The 14,755-nt window shown below is 68.0% G+C and carries 17 protein-coding genes; 6 read left to right on the top strand and 11 right to left on the bottom strand.

The window, feature by feature from the left end; translation table 11 throughout:
- Positions 1 to 26: 26 nt before the first annotated feature.
- Positions 27 to 989: a patatin-like phospholipase family protein gene (locus AJAP_RS06230; protein WP_037341448.1), complete on the bottom strand. Its 963-nt coding sequence runs from the start codon at positions 987 to 989 to the stop codon at positions 27 to 29.
- Between the two features lie 292 nt (positions 990 to 1,281).
- Between AJAP_RS06230 and AJAP_RS06225 the strand changes: the two genes are divergently transcribed.
- Positions 1,282 to 1,674 (top strand): hypothetical protein, encoded by a 393-nt coding sequence (locus tag AJAP_RS06225; protein WP_148311455.1) that lies wholly within the window; start codon positions 1,282 to 1,284, stop codon positions 1,672 to 1,674.
- Positions 1,675 to 1,746: 72 nt separating this feature from the next.
- Here AJAP_RS06225 and nucS read toward each other — a convergent pair whose 3' ends face one another.
- Complete coding sequence (gene nucS, locus AJAP_RS06220) at positions 1,747 to 2,406, bottom strand: endonuclease NucS (RefSeq protein WP_034308895.1); 660 nt, start codon at positions 2,404 to 2,406, stop codon at positions 1,747 to 1,749.
- Positions 2,407 to 2,443: 37 nt separating this feature from the next.
- On the opposite strand from nucS, the gene AJAP_RS06215 reads away from it, so the two are divergent.
- Entirely contained in the window at positions 2,444 to 2,986 is a 543-nt protein-coding gene (locus AJAP_RS06215; protein ID WP_038508965.1) for an NUDIX domain-containing protein, read from the top strand.
- Positions 2,987 to 2,993: 7 nt separating this feature from the next.
- Here the strand turns inward: AJAP_RS06215 and AJAP_RS06210 are convergent, their stop codons facing one another.
- Together AJAP_RS06210 and AJAP_RS06205 are read right to left on the bottom strand one after the other, a co-directional pair.
- Positions 2,994 to 3,767 (bottom strand): enoyl-CoA hydratase-related protein, encoded by a 774-nt coding sequence (locus AJAP_RS06210; RefSeq protein ID WP_038508964.1) that lies wholly within the window; start codon positions 3,765 to 3,767, stop codon positions 2,994 to 2,996.
- Positions 3,740 to 4,726 carry a GlxA family transcriptional regulator gene (locus AJAP_RS06205; protein WP_038508962.1) on the bottom strand — a complete coding sequence of 329 codons (987 nt, stop codon included), beginning with the start codon at positions 4,724 to 4,726 and terminating at the stop codon, positions 3,740 to 3,742. Before AJAP_RS06205 ends, AJAP_RS06210 begins: the two co-directional genes overlap by 28 nt.
- Positions 4,727 to 4,798: 72 nt before the next feature.
- Between AJAP_RS06205 and AJAP_RS06200 the strand changes: the two genes are divergently transcribed.
- On the top strand, positions 4,799 to 5,359 hold the full coding sequence (locus AJAP_RS06200; protein ID WP_038508960.1) for a cysteine hydrolase family protein: 561 nt from the start codon (positions 4,799 to 4,801) through the stop codon (positions 5,357 to 5,359).
- Between the two features lie 106 nt (positions 5,360 to 5,465).
- Here AJAP_RS06200 and ehuA read toward each other — a convergent pair whose 3' ends face one another.
- From ehuA to AJAP_RS06165, 7 genes are all read right to left on the bottom strand, one after another.
- Complete coding sequence (gene ehuA / locus AJAP_RS06195) at positions 5,466 to 6,230, bottom strand: ectoine/hydroxyectoine ABC transporter ATP-binding protein EhuA (RefSeq protein ID WP_038508958.1); 765 nt, start codon at positions 6,228 to 6,230, stop codon at positions 5,466 to 5,468.
- A 7-nt stretch (positions 6,231 to 6,237) separates the two neighbouring features.
- Positions 6,238 to 6,894, bottom strand: a complete 657-nt coding sequence (ehuD, locus tag AJAP_RS06190; protein ID WP_038508955.1) for an ectoine/hydroxyectoine ABC transporter permease subunit EhuD — start codon at positions 6,892 to 6,894, stop codon at positions 6,238 to 6,240.
- Positions 6,894 to 7,589, bottom strand: a complete 696-nt coding sequence (gene ehuC, locus AJAP_RS06185; protein WP_038508953.1) for an ectoine/hydroxyectoine ABC transporter permease subunit EhuC — start codon at positions 7,587 to 7,589, stop codon at positions 6,894 to 6,896. Before ehuC ends, ehuD begins: the two co-directional genes overlap by 1 nt.
- A gap of 13 nt (positions 7,590 to 7,602) precedes the next feature.
- On the bottom strand, positions 7,603 to 8,496 hold the full coding sequence (gene ehuB, locus AJAP_RS06180; RefSeq protein WP_038508951.1) for an ectoine/hydroxyectoine ABC transporter substrate-binding protein EhuB: 894 nt from the start codon (positions 8,494 to 8,496) through the stop codon (positions 7,603 to 7,605).
- A 117-nt stretch (positions 8,497 to 8,613) separates the two neighbouring features.
- Positions 8,614 to 10,635, bottom strand: a complete 2,022-nt coding sequence (locus AJAP_RS06175; RefSeq protein WP_073848270.1) for a protein meaA — start codon at positions 10,633 to 10,635, stop codon at positions 8,614 to 8,616.
- 143 nt (positions 10,636 to 10,778) lie between these two features.
- Positions 10,779 to 11,402 carry a hypothetical protein gene (locus AJAP_RS06170; protein WP_038508949.1) on the bottom strand — a complete coding sequence of 208 codons (624 nt, stop codon included), beginning with the start codon at positions 11,400 to 11,402 and terminating at the stop codon, positions 10,779 to 10,781.
- 87 nt (positions 11,403 to 11,489) lie between these two features.
- The gene (locus AJAP_RS06165; RefSeq protein WP_038522480.1) at positions 11,490 to 12,041 is read right to left on the bottom strand and encodes a YdbT family protein; all 552 of its coding nucleotides are present in this window, start codon (positions 12,039 to 12,041) and stop codon (positions 11,490 to 11,492) included.
- 719 nt (positions 12,042 to 12,760) lie between these two features.
- Here AJAP_RS06165 and AJAP_RS06160 point away from each other — a divergent pair.
- From AJAP_RS06160 to AJAP_RS06150, 3 genes are all read left to right on the top strand, one after another.
- The gene (locus AJAP_RS06160; protein ID WP_037341425.1) at positions 12,761 to 13,387 is read left to right on the top strand and encodes a LysE family translocator; all 627 of its coding nucleotides are present in this window, start codon (positions 12,761 to 12,763) and stop codon (positions 13,385 to 13,387) included.
- Positions 13,384 to 14,007, top strand: coding sequence for a LysE family translocator (locus tag AJAP_RS06155; protein WP_038508948.1), 624 nt, complete (start codon positions 13,384 to 13,386; stop codon positions 14,005 to 14,007). The genes AJAP_RS06160 and AJAP_RS06155 overlap by 4 nt, the downstream gene beginning before the upstream one ends.
- Positions 14,008 to 14,069: 62 nt before the next feature.
- Positions 14,070 to 14,732, top strand: a complete 663-nt coding sequence (locus AJAP_RS06150; protein WP_228694871.1) for a hypothetical protein — start codon at positions 14,070 to 14,072, stop codon at positions 14,730 to 14,732.
- The last annotated feature ends 23 nt before the right edge of the window (positions 14,733 to 14,755 follow it).

Below are 14,755 nucleotides of genomic sequence, written 5' to 3'. Positions count from 1 at the left end.
ATCCCACCGGAATACCGCCGGCGAGTTCATTGCGGCACGATCTTTTCCAGGAACCGCCGCGCGGCCTCCCGCCCGCTTTCGAAGAGGCGTTTCTTCTCCTCTTCGCCGAGCCCGAAGTCGACGGCGGAAACCCCGGTCGTGTCGACGTACACCGTCCGCCGGTTCACACCCTCCTCGTGCAACCGGTAACGATTCCAGTCCGAGAGCAGGGTTTCGAGCGAACCGATGGCGATCCGCAACGCGCTCTTCACCGGTTTGTCCCTGCCGCCCACCGGTTCCCCGGAAAGCTTCACGCCCCAGGTCGGCCAGCGCGGCTTCTTCGTGTCGGTCCGGTCGAAGACGGTGATCGGGAAGTTCGACAGCAGCCCGCCGTCGACCCAGGTGACGGTGCCCTCGGGACGGACGGCGAACTGCACCGGCCGGAAGTACAGCGGGATCGACATGGACGCGCGGACCGCGTCGACGATCTTCTCCGCACCGGGATCGCGGCCGTACTGGGAATAATCCCAAGGCAGCCGGACGAGCACGCGACGCGTCAGGTCACTGACGTGGACGACGAGGGAATACCGTTGGTACGGAAGCAAAGTACTTTCCGGATCGTCGATGGCGAGGTCGGCGAAAGTGCGCACGCCGACGTCTTCCAGCAACGGGGTGAGCCATTCCGCGAGATAGTCGCCGGAGTGCATCCCGTCGTGCAGGAGCAGATCCACGCCGTCGCCGATCGGGCCGGTGACCTTGTCGAACAGGGACTGATCCTGGAAACGGCGGCAGTCCATGTCGTTCATCACCGCTTCCAGACCGCCGAGATCCTTCCCGGCCTTCTGATAAGCGGCGACCAGCGTCGCCACGATCGCACCGGCACTCGTCCCGGCGATCCGGGGAAACGAATAACCCGCTTCGTGCAACTCCAGCACCGCGCCCAGCAACCCGATGCCTTTGACGCCGCCGCCTTCCAGCACCAGATCGACACACTTCGGAGAATCAGCCATGGCACTTCACCTTCGGACCCCGCGACCACCGGATGTCGGTGGTACCCCTCGCGGAAATCGAGTGTGACACAGCGCGAGACCGAGGAATCCGGCGTTCACCCGAATGGCCCGGAAGTAGCTGGTTCTTTTGCGGGAGAACGCGAGTTCGTTAATTTCCCGCCGCCCTTTAGGGCATTCTGTGGCGCGAGAAAGAATGCAGATACCCGAATCATGGACTCGATTCGGTATCGGCTGTTCAGCGCCGTAACGTGTGGGGAGCCGTGCCCGACTTCGCGTCATGAAGCGCGTCGCGATGATCTTCACAGTCGTCCTGCTCTGCGGGTTCTCAGCGGGATGCGCGGAGAACCCCACCGCGTCGACGGTGACCGCAAGCTCGCCACCGTCATCGTCGACGACCTCCACAACATCGACCCAGCCGATCAGCCCGACCAAGAGTTCGCCGAGCCCGACGACATCGACCCCGACGAGCGAGTATCCGAAGTTCGTGCCGAAGGCCAAGGTCGACAAGCGGTACACGCAGTACGTCGACGGTGACAAGATGGTGATGCTGGCACCCGGCGTCTACGCCGAACCTTCACCGGACGGGGTCCTCGGCACGATGGAGGACTACAGCTCCTACTTGGGCAACTGCACGGCGATCAAGCGCTATTCCGAAACCCATCCTGGCGGACACACCTGCTGGTGATCGCTGTACGTGAAGGCCCCCTTCACTGCGTCTAGCGCAGTGAAGGGGGCCTTCACGTACTTGCGAGCTTGCTCAGAACAGGCGGAACTCGTCCGACTCGATGCCACGCAGCGCGTCGTAGTCCAGCGTGAGGCACCGGATCCCGCGGTCCTCGGCCAGTACCCGCGCCTGCGGTTTGATGATCTGCGCCGCGAACACGCCCTGCACCGGCGCCAGCAGCGGGTCGCGGTTGAGCAGTTCGAGGTAGCGCGTCAGCTGCTCGACACCGTCGATCTCGCCGCGCCGTTTGATCTCGACGGCGACACTGGCCCCGTCGGCGTCGCGGGCCATGATGTCGACCGGGCCGATCGCGGTCGGGAACTCCCGCCGCACCAGCGTGTAGCCGTCACCGAGGGTCTTGATGTGCTCGGCGAGCAGTTCCTGCAGGTGCGCCTCGACGCCGTCCTTCTGCAGGCCCGGCTCCGCGCCGAGTTCCTGGGCGTGGTCGTGGAAGATCTCGTCGATCGTGATGACGAGCTTCTCCCCCTGCTTGTTCTCGACGATCCACAGCTTGCCGTCCTCGATCAGCCAGCACGGCGGGCTCATCCAGTTCAGCGGCTTGTAGGCGCGGTCGTCCGAGTGCACGGACACCGAGCCGTCGGCCTTCACGAGCAGCAGCCGGGTGGCCATCGGCAGATGGGCGGTCAGACGGCCGGCGTAGTCGACCTGGCAGCGAGCGATCACAAGGCGCACCCCGCGAGGGTAGGACAAGCACGGCGATACTGTGCGCATGGACCCCGTTCAGCGTGTCAGCTCGCGTGAGGTGTACCGGAACAACTGGATGACCCTGCGCGAGGACGACGTCCGGCGGCTCGATGGTTCCGAGGGGATCTACGCGGTCGTCGACAAACCCACCTGCGCCGTCGTGATCCCCTTCGACGGGGCGAGGTTTCACCTGGTCGAGCAGTTCCGCTATCCGCTCGGGCTTCGGCGCTGGGAGTTCCCGATGGGCACCGCACCCGAACTGGCCGACGTCCCGCCGCTCGAACTCGCCGCGCGCGAGCTGCGCGAGGAGACCGGCCTGGTCGCGGGCTCGATGGCCGAACTCGGCGTGACGGACGTCGCCGCCGGGATGTCGAGCCAGCGCGGGCGCGTCTTCCTGGCCACCGATCTCACGCAGAGTGAAGCCCAGCGCGAGGTCGAAGAGCAGGACATGCGGACGGCGTGGTTCGACCGCGACGAGTTCGAGAAGATGATCGCCGCGGGTGACATCACCGACGCGCAGACCTTGGCCGCCTACACGCTCCTGCTCGTGCGCGAGCGCACGTTGTGACGGCCGCTCAGTCCGGCCACACCGGGGAGCGCTTCTCCAGGAACGCCGCCATCCCCTCGCGGGCGCCGGGCAGCTGCGAGGCCGAAGCCATCACCTCGAGCGCGAGCGCGTAGGCGTCGGCCTCGGGCCGGTCCAGCTGCGCGTAGAGGGTCTGCTTGCCCATCGCCTTGCTCGCCCGGCTGCCCCGCGTCGCACGTCCCAGCAGTGAAGCGACGGCCTCGTCGAGTGAGTCGTCCGGGACCACGCGGTTCACCAGGCCCCAGTCCAGCGCGGTCGCGGCGTCGACGACGTCGCCGGTGAGCGCCAGCTCCATCAGCCGTTTCCGCCCGATCGAGCGGGCGACCGGCACGGCGGGCGTATGGCAGAACCAGCCGCCCTTGCCGCCGGGCAGGGCGAAGCCCGCGGATTCCGCGGCGACGGCGAGGTCGCACGACGCCACCAGCTGGCAGCCCGCCGCGGTCGCGAGCCCGTGCACCCGCGCGACGACGACCTGCGGCACGGACTGCATCGTGCCCATCAGGTCCGTGCACAGCCGCAGCAGCTCGCGCACGCCCATCAGGTCGCGGGCGGCGACGTCGCCGAAGTCGTGCCCCGCCGAGAACACCGGCCCGGCGCCGGCCAGGACGATCCCGGTGGCGTCGGTGTCCCCCGCTTCGCGGAACGCCGCGAGCAGCTCGGCGAGGTGGTCGGCGGACAACGAGTTCCGCCGCACGGCGCGGTTCATGGTGATCGTGACGGTGTCGCCGTCCCGCTTCACGAGGATGTGCTCGTACTCGGCCATGCTTCGACGGTAACCGACCGGAACGTCCGGCGATACGAATCGGGCCCGACGCCGACGTCGGCCCGGAGCCGTCGCCGCAGGTTGGCGGCGGTGCCGAGGCCGGACCGCTGCGCGACCCGCTCGACCGGCAGCTCGGTGGTCTCCAGCAGCCGCCGCGCGAGCCGCACCCGCTGCGCGCGCAGCCAGCGTCCCGGCGTGACACCGGTGGCCGCGGCGAACTCGCGATGGAACGTCCGCTCGCTGAGCCCGGCGTGCCCGACAAGGTCGTCGACGCCGATGTCGTCGGCGATACGCTCCAGCGCCCAGTCCATTGTGGACGAAACGCTCGGCCGCGACGGCTTGGGCGGCAACGGATTGTCGACGTACTGCCGCTGGCCGCCTTCCCGCGCCGGCGGCATCACGAGCCGCCGGGCGAGGGCGGCCGCGACGTCGGCGCCGTGGTCGCGGCGCACCAGGTGCAGGCAGAGATCCAGCCCGCCGACCACTCCGGCGGAGGTCAGGACGTCACCCTCGTCGGTGAACAGGACGTCCCGCTGGACGACCGCGTCACGAGCGGCGGTTTCGAGATCGTCCAGCAGCCGCCAGTGCGTGGTGACGGACCGGCCGTCGAGCAGCCCTGCCGCCGCGAGGGTGAAGGCACCGGAGCACAGCGACGCCACGGTGATCCCGGCCCGGTGCGCCTTGCGCAGCGCGGCGACGGCGGCCACGGGCACCTCGGCGTGCGGATCGACCCGGCCGGGCACGAGGACGAGATCGCAGCCCGCCAGCCCGCTCAGCCCATGCGTCGCCTCGACCTGGCCGAACGGGTGGATGGCGACCCGGCCGCGGCCGGACGCGCAGAGCCGGACCTCGAAGGGGCCGATGCCGCTGTCGGTCCGGTCCACGCCCCAGACCTCGCCGATCACGCCCAGATCGAAGGCCCGGCTGCCCGGCAGGAGGAGCACACCCACGGTTCGCATGGCAGGAAAGTACCGCATCGCGCGTCTTCTGCCACTCCCTCGGCGGCCGCTCCGAGCACGAGACTCGAGGCCATGACCACTGAAACCAAGGCCTTGATCGTGATCGACGTCCAGCGCGGCTTCGACCGGCCCGTCTGGGGCCCGCGCAACAACCCCGGCGCGGAAGCCAACATCAAGGCGCTCGTCGACGCCTGGCAGGAGCGCGGGCTGCCGATCGTGCTGGTGCACCACGACTCCGTGAAACCCGGCTCGTCGCTGCGGCCGGGGCAGGAGGGCAACCACTTCAAGCCGGAACTCGACGGCGTGCGCGCGGATCTGATGTTCGGCAAGAAGGTCAACTCGGCCTTCCACGGCGACATCGATCTCGACGGCTGGCTGAAGACGCGCGGCATCACCTCGTTCGTGCTCGCCGGCATCCAGACGAACTTCTGCTGCGAGACCACCGCGCGCGTCGGCGGGAACCTCGGCTACGACGTGACTTTCGCGCTCGACGCCACGTTCACCTTCGACCTCGCCGGGCCGGACGGCGGCGTCCTGACCGCGGACGAGCTGTACCGGGCGACCGCGACGAACCTGCACGGCGGCGGATTCGCCACGGTCACCTCGACGAAGGAGATCTTGAGCGCGCTTTGAGGCCGACGGAGGGCGTGGGTCGAGTTGGTCGTGAGTGGTAAGTGTCGTTCTAACGACACTTACCACTCACGACCCGCGCGACCCACGCCCTCCCGCCGCCTCCCCCTCACGCCCGGTCGATCACCGCTTTGAGGAACCGCCGCGTCCGGTCGTGCTCCGGATCGTTGAACAGCTTGCCCGGCGCGGCGTCCTCCAGCACCTGCCCCTCGTCGAACATCATCACCCGGTCCGAAACGTCCCGCGCGAACTGCATTTCGTGCGTGACACAAAGGATCGTGATGTCGGTGGACGTCGCGATCTCGCGCAGCACGCGCAGGACGTCGGCCACCAGTTCCGGGTCGAGCGCCGAAGTCACCTCGTCCAGCAGCAGTACGTCCGGCCGCATCGCGAGCGCGCGGGCGATCGCGACACGCTGTTGCTGACCACCGGAAAGCCGGGTGGGGTGCGCGTCCTTCTTGTCGGCGAGCCCCACCATCTCCAGCAGTTCGACGGCCCGCGCCTCGGCCTCGTCCCGCGAGACGCCGAGCGAGTGGATCGGCGCTTCGGTGATGTTGCGCAGCACGTTCATGTTCGGGAACAGGTTGAACTGCTGGAACACCATGCCGATCCGCTTGCGCGCTTCCCGCAGGTACTTCTCGTCCGCGGGCACCAGCTTTTCACCGCGCTTCATGTGACTCAGGTAGTCACCGCAGACCTCGATGGTGCCGCCGTCGACCCTCTCCAGCGTCATCAACAGCCGCAGGATCGTCGTCTTCCCGGACCCGCTCGGCCCGATCAGCGAGACGAACTCCCCCGGCGCGACGGTGAAATCGAGGTCCTGCAACACCACGTGGTCCCCATAGGACTTGACCACCTGCGAGAACCGGATCATCGGGGAATCAACTGTGGGCGGCACGTCGCTCCAACCTTCTCACCAGAATCGAAGCCGGCAGGCTCACCAGCAGGAACAGCACCCCGGCCAGGGTGTACGGCTCGGTGACTCGGAACGTGTCGGCACCGACCTCCTTCGCCCTCGCCAGGACGTCGACGACGCCGATCGCCAGCAACAACGGGGTTTCCTTGAACATCGAGATCGTGTAGTTGCCGAGCGCGGGCAGCACCCGCGGCACGGCTTGCGGCAGCACCACCGCGGTCCACACCCGCGACCTCGGCAGGTTCAGCGCGGTCGTGGCCTCCCACTGTCCTCTCGGGACGGCTTCGATCCCGGCGCGGTAGACCTCGGCCGCGTACGTCGCGTAATGCACGCCGAGCGCGATGACGCCGGTCGCGAACGGGGACAACGTCATCCCGCCCACCGGCTGGATCACGTAGTAGAGCACGAACACCTGGATCAGCAAGGGCGTACTGCGCACGAACTCGATGAACAGCAGAACCGCCTGGGACAGCACGGGAATCCCCGTCCGGCGGATCAGCGCGAACACCAGACCGAGCGCGTACGCGACCACCGAGGCCAGCAAGGTGATCTCGACGGTGACGAGAAGCCCTTCCAGCAGAAGGGGAACCGAATTCGCGGCGGATTCCCAGCTCCAGTCCATCACACACCTCCCGCGGTGGCCGTCATCCTGGCCGGGGCCCGGCCGAGGCGCCGCGCGGCGATCCGTTCCAGCAGCCGCATCCCGCTGGTGATCAGCAACGCGATCAGGAGATAGAGCACGAGTTCTGTGCCGTAGATCCAGCCGAGCTCGGCGCCGAACACCGGCCGCAGCAATTCACCTTGCCGTGCCATCTCCGGGACGGCGATGAACGAAAGCAGCGCGGTGCTCTTCAGCAACTGGATGAAGAGATTGTTGAACGGTGGCAGCATTTCCGCGAACGCCTGCGGCAGAATCACGCGCCGCATCCGCTGGGCGGGGGTCAGGTTGAGCGCGACGGCGCCCTCGAACTGCGCGCGAGGCACCGAATTCACCGCGCCGCGGACGATTTCCGCGCCGTACGCCCCGTGGTTGAGGCCCAGCACCAGGATCCCGGCGAACATCGGCACCAGCTGGAAGCCGACCAGCACCGGCAGCACGAAGTACAGCCAGAACAGCTGGACGACTTCCGAAGTGCCGCGGAAGATCTCGACGTAGACGCGCGAAATCCCCCGCACCGTCCGGGACGGCGAGCCCAGCGCGAGCCCGGCGATCAGGGAGAGCACCACGGTGAGCGCGATCCCGCCGACGGCGGCGGTGACGGTCGCGGTCAGTCCACTGAGGACGGTCGTGATGATATGCGATACCGACGACGACATGACGTCAGCCCCGCTACACCGCGCAGAGTTTCTCGGTGGTGACGTCGGCCTTCGGCAGGTTGTCCGCCGAGAACCCGAACGGCGTCACGATCTTGGTCCATTCGCCGCTGTCGTGCAGCTTCTTGAGCTCGGCGTTGAAGGCCTCGCGCAACGGGTTGTCGTCCTTGCGGAAGACGAACGCGCCGGCGGAGACGACCGGTTTGCCGTCCTTGATCGGGTCGAAGCCCGGCGTCACCTCGGCCGCGGCGCCCGGGCTCTTCGCCAGGACGTCCTTGAGGGAGATGTCGGTGAGGGCGGCGCAGTAGACCCGGCCGTCGGTGACCGCGCGGAGCGTGTTGTCCTGCGAGTCGAGGGTGACGATCTGGTCCTCGGCGACGCCGGAGTCGGTGGCGTATCCCTTTTCCACGGCCGCGGAGAGCACGGCGACCTTGACCTTCTTCGCCGCGATGTCCTCGAACTTCAGCACCTGCTGCGGATTTCCCTTGGGGACCAGCAAAGCGGTCAGCGCCGAGTAGTCGGGGATCGAGAAGGCCGCCGCGTCGCACCGTTCCTTCTTGATGTTCATCCCGGCCGCGACGATGTCGTACTTCCTGGCGTTGAGCGCGGGGATCAACTGGTCGAAGGAGACCGCTTCGGCTTCCACGTTGTCGATGCCCATGGCCTTGAAGACGGCGCGCGCGACCTCCGGCGCCTCACCGGTGACCTTGCCGGCTTGGTCGGTGAAACCGTACGGCGCTTCGTTCGCGATCCCGATCTTGATCTTCTTCGCGTCCTTGGCGGCCTGCAGGGCGTCACCGGAAGACGTCGACGTGCACGCGGACAACAGCACCGGGCCGCCGATCGTCACCGCTCCCAGTACCGCCGACCGCCGGAAGAACTCTCGCCTCGACCATTCGCCGTGCACCATCGCGGCACCTCTTTTCGATTAATCGGTTTAATCGAAACGTAGGTGGGTACCCACACGCGAGCAGTGTGAGCGGGTGACGAACCACCCGCTGTTACGGTACCGAGATTTACGGTGACTTTAGGTGCTCAGACCGTGGCGCTCCCGTACCAATCCGACAATTCCGTCCATGATGTCGGTGAGTTCGTAGTCCTTCGGCGTGAACACCCGCGCGATTCCCCGCTCCAGCAGGAGCTTCTCGTCGTCGGGCGGGATGATGCCGCCGACGATGACCGGGATGTCGCCCGCGCCCGCGGCCCGCAAACCGTCCACGACCTGCGGCACGACCTCGAGATGCGAACCCGAGAGCACCGAAAGCCCGACCACGTGCACGCCCTCCTGGACGGCGGCCGCGACGATCTGCTCCGGCGTGAGCCGGATGCCCTGGTACACCACCTCGAAACCGACGTCACGCGCCCGCACGGCCACCTGCTCGGCGCCGTTGGAATGCCCGTCGAGACCGGGTTTGCCGACCAGGATCCGCAGCCGCTCGCCGATTTCGGTGTTCGTCGCCTTGATCCGGTCACGGACGCGGCGGATCTCCTCGTTGCCCTCGCCCGCGGCCGCCGACGCGGAAACCCCGGTGGGAGCACGGTATTCGCCGAACACCTCGCGCAGCGCACCCGACCATTCACCGGTGGTGACCCCGGCGCGGGCGCACTCGATGGTGGCTTCGAACAGGTTCTCCGAAGTCTTGGCGACGGTCTTCAGCTTCTCCAGCGCCGACTCGGCGGCCGCGTTGTCGCGGTGCGTCCGCCATTCCTCGATCGCGGTGACCGCCTGTTTCTCGACGGCGGGGTCGATCGTTTCGATCGCCTTCGCGCCTTCGGCCTGCAGCGGGGACGGCTCGGTGGTCTCGAACTTGTTGACCCCGACCAGGATCCGCTCGCCGTTCTCCATGCCACGCCGGTACTCCGCGAGCGAAGCGACGAGCTGCGACTTCATGTAGCCGCTCTCGACGGCCGCCACCGCGCCGCCCAGATCCTGCACCCGCGCGATCTCCTCGCGGGCGCCCGTCATGATCTCGTCGACCTTGGCCTGGATGACGTGCGAGCCGTCGAAGATGTCTTCGTACTCCAGCAGATCGGTCTCGAACGCCAGCACCTGCTGCATCCGCAGCGCCCACTGCTGATCCCACGGCCGGGGCAGGCCGAGCGCCTCGTTCCACGCGGGCAGCTGGATCGCGCGGGCCCTGGCACCGCGGGAAAGGGAGACCGCGAGCATCTCCAGCACGATGCGCTGGACGTTGTTCTCCGGCTGCGCCTCGGTCAGGCCCAGCGAGTTGACCTGCACGCCGTAGCGCAGCCGCCGCGCCTTGGGATCCGTGACGCCGTAACGATCCCGGGTGATCTCGTCCCAGAGCGCGGTGAACGCGCGCATCTTCGACATCTCTTCGACGAACCGCACCCCGGCGTTGACGAAGAACGAGATCCGCGCGACGACCTTGGCCATGTCGGCCTGCTCGACCTGGCCGGAATCGCGGACCGCGTCGAGGACGGCGATGGCGGTGCACAACGCGTACGCGACCTCTTGCGTCGGCGTCGCACCGGCTTCCTGCAGGTGGTAGCTGCAGATGTTGATCGGGTTCCACTTCGGCACGTGGTGCACGGTCCACGCGATCATGTCGGTGATCAGGCGGAGACTCGGGCCCGGCGGAAAGATGTAGGTGCCGCGGGAGAGGTATTCCTTGATGATGTCGTTCTGCGTGGTGCCGGTGAGCTTCGCCAGCACCTCGTCCACGTCACGGCCCTCGGCTTCGGCCTGCTCACGCGCCACGGAGACGTAGAGCGCCAGCAGCCACATGGCGGGCGCGTTGATCGTCATCGACGTGTTGGCTTCGGCGAGCGGGATGCCGTCGAAGAGGCGCCGCATGTCGCCGATATGCGAGACCGGGACGCCGACCTTGCCGACCTCGCCCTTGGACAGCTGGTGATCCGGGTCGTAACCGGTCTGCGTCGGCAGATCGAAGGCGACCGAGAGGCCGGTCTGCCCCTTCGCGAGGTTACGGCGGTACAGCTCGTTGGACGCGGCCGCGGACGAGTGACCCGCGTAGGTCCGCATCACCCAGGGGCGGTCCCGTTCACGGTCCGTGGGATAGGGCACGGCATACCTCCGGCGCTGGACGACCGCTTGAGTGTACCGGCCGGTAACATGCGCCGCGCAGTTGAATCGAACACAGTCGGGTCATTCTTCCGGCTGGAAGGTGCCCGGGCCCCGGTGGACGACACGGGACCCGAGCACCGGGATCAGACGACTTCGAGCCCGATGCGGAACCCGTCCGGGTCGAAGGCGTTGGCGTCCAGGGCGAAGTCGCTCTGGCCCCCGCCCTGGCTCGCCCACCGGGTGAAGGTGGGCACGCCCTCCGGCTCGCCGCGGTCGACGGCCAGGATGGACAGGCGCAGGTCGGTGATCTGGACGCCGGGCGGCAGTGGACGCGTCTCCAGGAACAGCCGGTACTGGTCCGGGTCGAAGGAGTTGCTGTCGGTGATCAGGTCGGTCGTGCCACCGCCCTGGCTCGCCCACGGCGTGTAGGTGACCGGACCGAGTTCCCTGCCGCGGTCGCGGGCCTGCCCGCCGATCCGGAAGTCGATCTGGTTCAGCTGGCCACCACCGAACGCGGGATTGAGATCGATCCTGGCGCCGTCCGGGTCGAAGTTGTTGCTGTCCCCGGCCCACTGCGACACGCTGGTGCCGAAGTTGGCGAATCCGGTGAACTGCTCGACCCCGAATCCGCCCCGGCCGCCGTTGTCGGCCAGCTGGATGCCGATCCTGAAGTTAGGCGGTGCCGCCTCCGCAATCGCCGGGGAGACGGTGACGGACAGCCCACCCGCGGCGAGCAGGGCGAGGGTGCTGCTCCAAAGCTTGCGCATTTCTCTCTCTCCTGTCGGGAATCCGTGCCAACGCGGAGAGATTCACATCCGGCACCACCGGGAAATGTTGTGAAGGTGTTGTGGCCGCTAAGGGTTCCGGTTTCGCGCCTCTTCGACGGCTTTCGCCAGCTTCTCCCGGACCTTCGCCACGTCGCTGACGCCCACCAGGATGACCGGCGGCTTCCGGTCCTTACCGGTGCCGGCGCCGAAGTTCGCCGACGCCCACGCCAGCACGCCGAGCCTGCCGAAGGTGATCGTCCCGGTCTTGCCCGGCCCGGGGGTGACGACGGGATCCGCGAGGCCGGCCAGCGCCGCGGACTCCTCCTTGCGGCGGACGAGCGAACTGGTCGCGATGACCCGGCCGTCCGTCACGGCGTACGTGGTCGAGGCGAGCCTGAGGTAGCGGATCAGCGGCCTACCGGCGAGATGCAGGACGCCCGCGACGGTGAGCACGACCCATGCGGCCGTGTGGAACGCCGTGTCGTGGTTGGCCGCGAAGAACACCGTGACGGCGCCGAGCCAGAGGAGGCCGACAGGGACGTTGAAGTAGTCGCCGGGATTGAAGAGGGGCCTGCGCACGGGCTGCCCGGCCCAGATGACCCGTTCGCCTGGAAGGAGGTCGATCTGCCCCTCATGCATGCCACGGCACATTACCCGTCCGGGGGACGGGCGAGGAGTGTCCGTTCGTCGGTCGCCCATCGGGCCGAACGGACCTGGCGAGCCTTCGGTACAGGTGGTCGTGAGTGGCGATTCGGGTTATCGAGGGGTAAGTCAAAGGTGGCGTGATGGAGTCAGCGGTGCGAGCGGGCTCGCACCGCCGAGGCCCAGCATGCCCCTCAGACCGTCCAAAAAGGACACTTTTGATCAAAACGTCTGATTTGGGCACTTTGCGTAGTATTGCCCAAGGGTCGCGAGCGGCGATGGTCGCCCTAACCCTCCTTGCCACTCACGACCCACGCGAGAACCGGACATAATGACATCAATCGGGCGCGCCGTTCATCCCCGCGAGTCATTCCGGAATCCCGCGTGGCAGGGGTTCGATCACGCCATTTTCGACTTACCTCTCAATAGAACCCGAATCGCCACCCACGACCACCCGGCCCGGCCTCGCCGTGACTGGATGGCCGACACCCGTGATCAGGTGGACGACACGCGTGTCCAGGCGGACGGCTCGGGGCAGGACCGGCCGGCTACGCGCGTGTCGTCCACCTGATCACGCCCGCCGTCCCCTCGAACACACGTGACCGCCGAAGCGACACGAGTCCTCGTGAGTGGCGCCCCAGGGCAGCCGACCGCGCCTTGGACTGTGACCGAAATCCGCGAGACTCCCCCGCCACCGGCGTCTAGCGTGGGTGACCGTGACGTGGAGTTCGTACAGCAGCTATCTGGTCATCGTCGTCCTGATCGTCCTCGCGCCCGGGCCGGACACGATGGTGATGCTCAAGAACTCGCTGTCCGGCGGCACCCGCGGCGGTTTCCTCACCACGGCCGGGATCTTCGTGGCCAACGCCGTCCAGGGCACCGCCGCCGCGCTCGGCCTCGGTGTCGTGATCGCGCAGTCGCAGCCGGTGTTCGTGACGCTCAAATGGGTCGGCGCCGCATACCTGGTCTTCCTCGGTTTCCAGGCGTTGCGCGGCGCGTGGCGGGGCGACTACTCCGGTGTCACGGCGGTGAAGCAGCAACGGTCGAGCGGGTTCCGCCGCTTCCGCGAGGGCTTCCTTTCCAACATCACCAACCCGAAGGTGCTCGTGCTGTACCTCTCGGTGCTGCCGCAGTTCCTCGATCCGGTGACGACGTCGGCGTGGCACGCGCTGCTGCTCGCGTACACGGTCGCCGTCCTGGGCGCGATCTGGCTGCTGACGCTGCTGTTCTTCGTGCACCGCGTGCGGACCTGGCTCGAACGCCGCAAGGTCCGGCGGGCGCTCGACGGCGTCACCGGCACGGCGCTGGTCGGCTTCGGCGCGGCTTTGGTGTTCGAGTCATGACCTGGGGTGTGTACAGCGGTTTCGCGCTGATGATGCTGGCGCTCGCGCTCGTCCCCGGCCCGGACAACATGGTGGTGCTGAAGAACGCGCTGTCCGGCGGTGTCCGCGGCGGAGGTTGGGCCTGTTTCGGCGTCGGCGCCGCGAATCTCGCGCAGGCGACCGCGGCCGCGCTCGGTCTCGGCGCGGTCATCATGAACTCGCGGCCGGTGTTCGAAGCCGTGAAATGGGCGGGCGCGGCGTACCTCTGCTACCTCGGCGTCCGGGCTCTGATCGGCGCCTTCCGCGGGGACTACGCCGGGCTCGCCGAGACCGCAGCCGCCCGGCGGAGCGGATTCCGCCGCTGGCGGGAAGGCTTCCTCTCCAACGTCACCAACCCGAAGGTGCTCGTGCTGTACCTGTCGGTGCTGCCGCAGTTCCTGACCCCGGGCGTCACCGGCACCGGGGACGCGCTGCTGCTGGCGTACACGATCGCGGCCGCGGGCACGGTCGCCCAGCTCCTGCTGCTGTTCTTCGTGCACCGCGTGCGGACCTGGCTCGAACGCCGCAAGGTCCGCCGGGCGCTCGACGGTGTCACCGGCACGGCGCTGGTCGGCTTCGGCACCGCGCTCGTGCTGGAGTAACCCCTTCGGTCGTTCACGCGATACTCCGGATGTCGCAATGGCGCGACCTCAGGGAGGCTTCGATGAACAAGAAGACCTACGGCGTTCTCGCCGGAGCCGCCTTCTCCCTCATTCTCCTCGGCGCGGGTCCCGCCGACGCCGGCGAGCGCGGTAACTCCGGAGCCCCGCCCGGACACGCGCGGGACACCACCAAACCGCAGCCACCGTCCAAAGCGGACTTCTCCGGGCACGGCGCGAACAAGCACGGGCCGTACGACTCCACCCGGGACGGTTCGCCGTCGGCCAACGGCAACGGCGGTGGCGAAGCCATCGGCAAGCCCTGCGCCGGTTGCGTCGGCAAGGCCGACAACAAGAACCCGCGCGGGCAGCTGCCGGGCGGTTCCGACGCGAACGCGGGCTACGAATGCGACCGCAACCACGGCGTCGGACGCGGCAATCCCGCGCACACCGCCTGCGTGCCGGACCGGACGCCGCCCGCCACGAAGCCGCCGGCCGAGACTCCCCCGCCCGGGGGACCACGCTCCGAAGCCGTCCCTCCCGCGGTCGTGCCGGTGGCGGCCGTCGCCGCGGCCGCCGCGCCCCGCGCCGACGTCGCGGTCGCGAGCTCGCCGTCACTGGCCAAGACCGGTTTCGATCTCGAACCCGTACTGCTGACCGGGCTGGGTTCGCTGGCCGCGGGCGGTGCCGCGGTCTACGCGGGAACGCGGCGGCGCCGGGACGCATGACTACTTTCGGCGGGTGACTTTCC

This window comes from Amycolatopsis japonica, from assembly GCF_000732925.1.
Classification (GTDB): domain Bacteria; phylum Actinomycetota; class Actinomycetes; order Mycobacteriales; family Pseudonocardiaceae; genus Amycolatopsis; species Amycolatopsis japonica.
The sequence above is the reverse complement of the archived record's forward strand: the minus strand, read 5'-3'. Positions and strand labels throughout refer to the sequence as shown.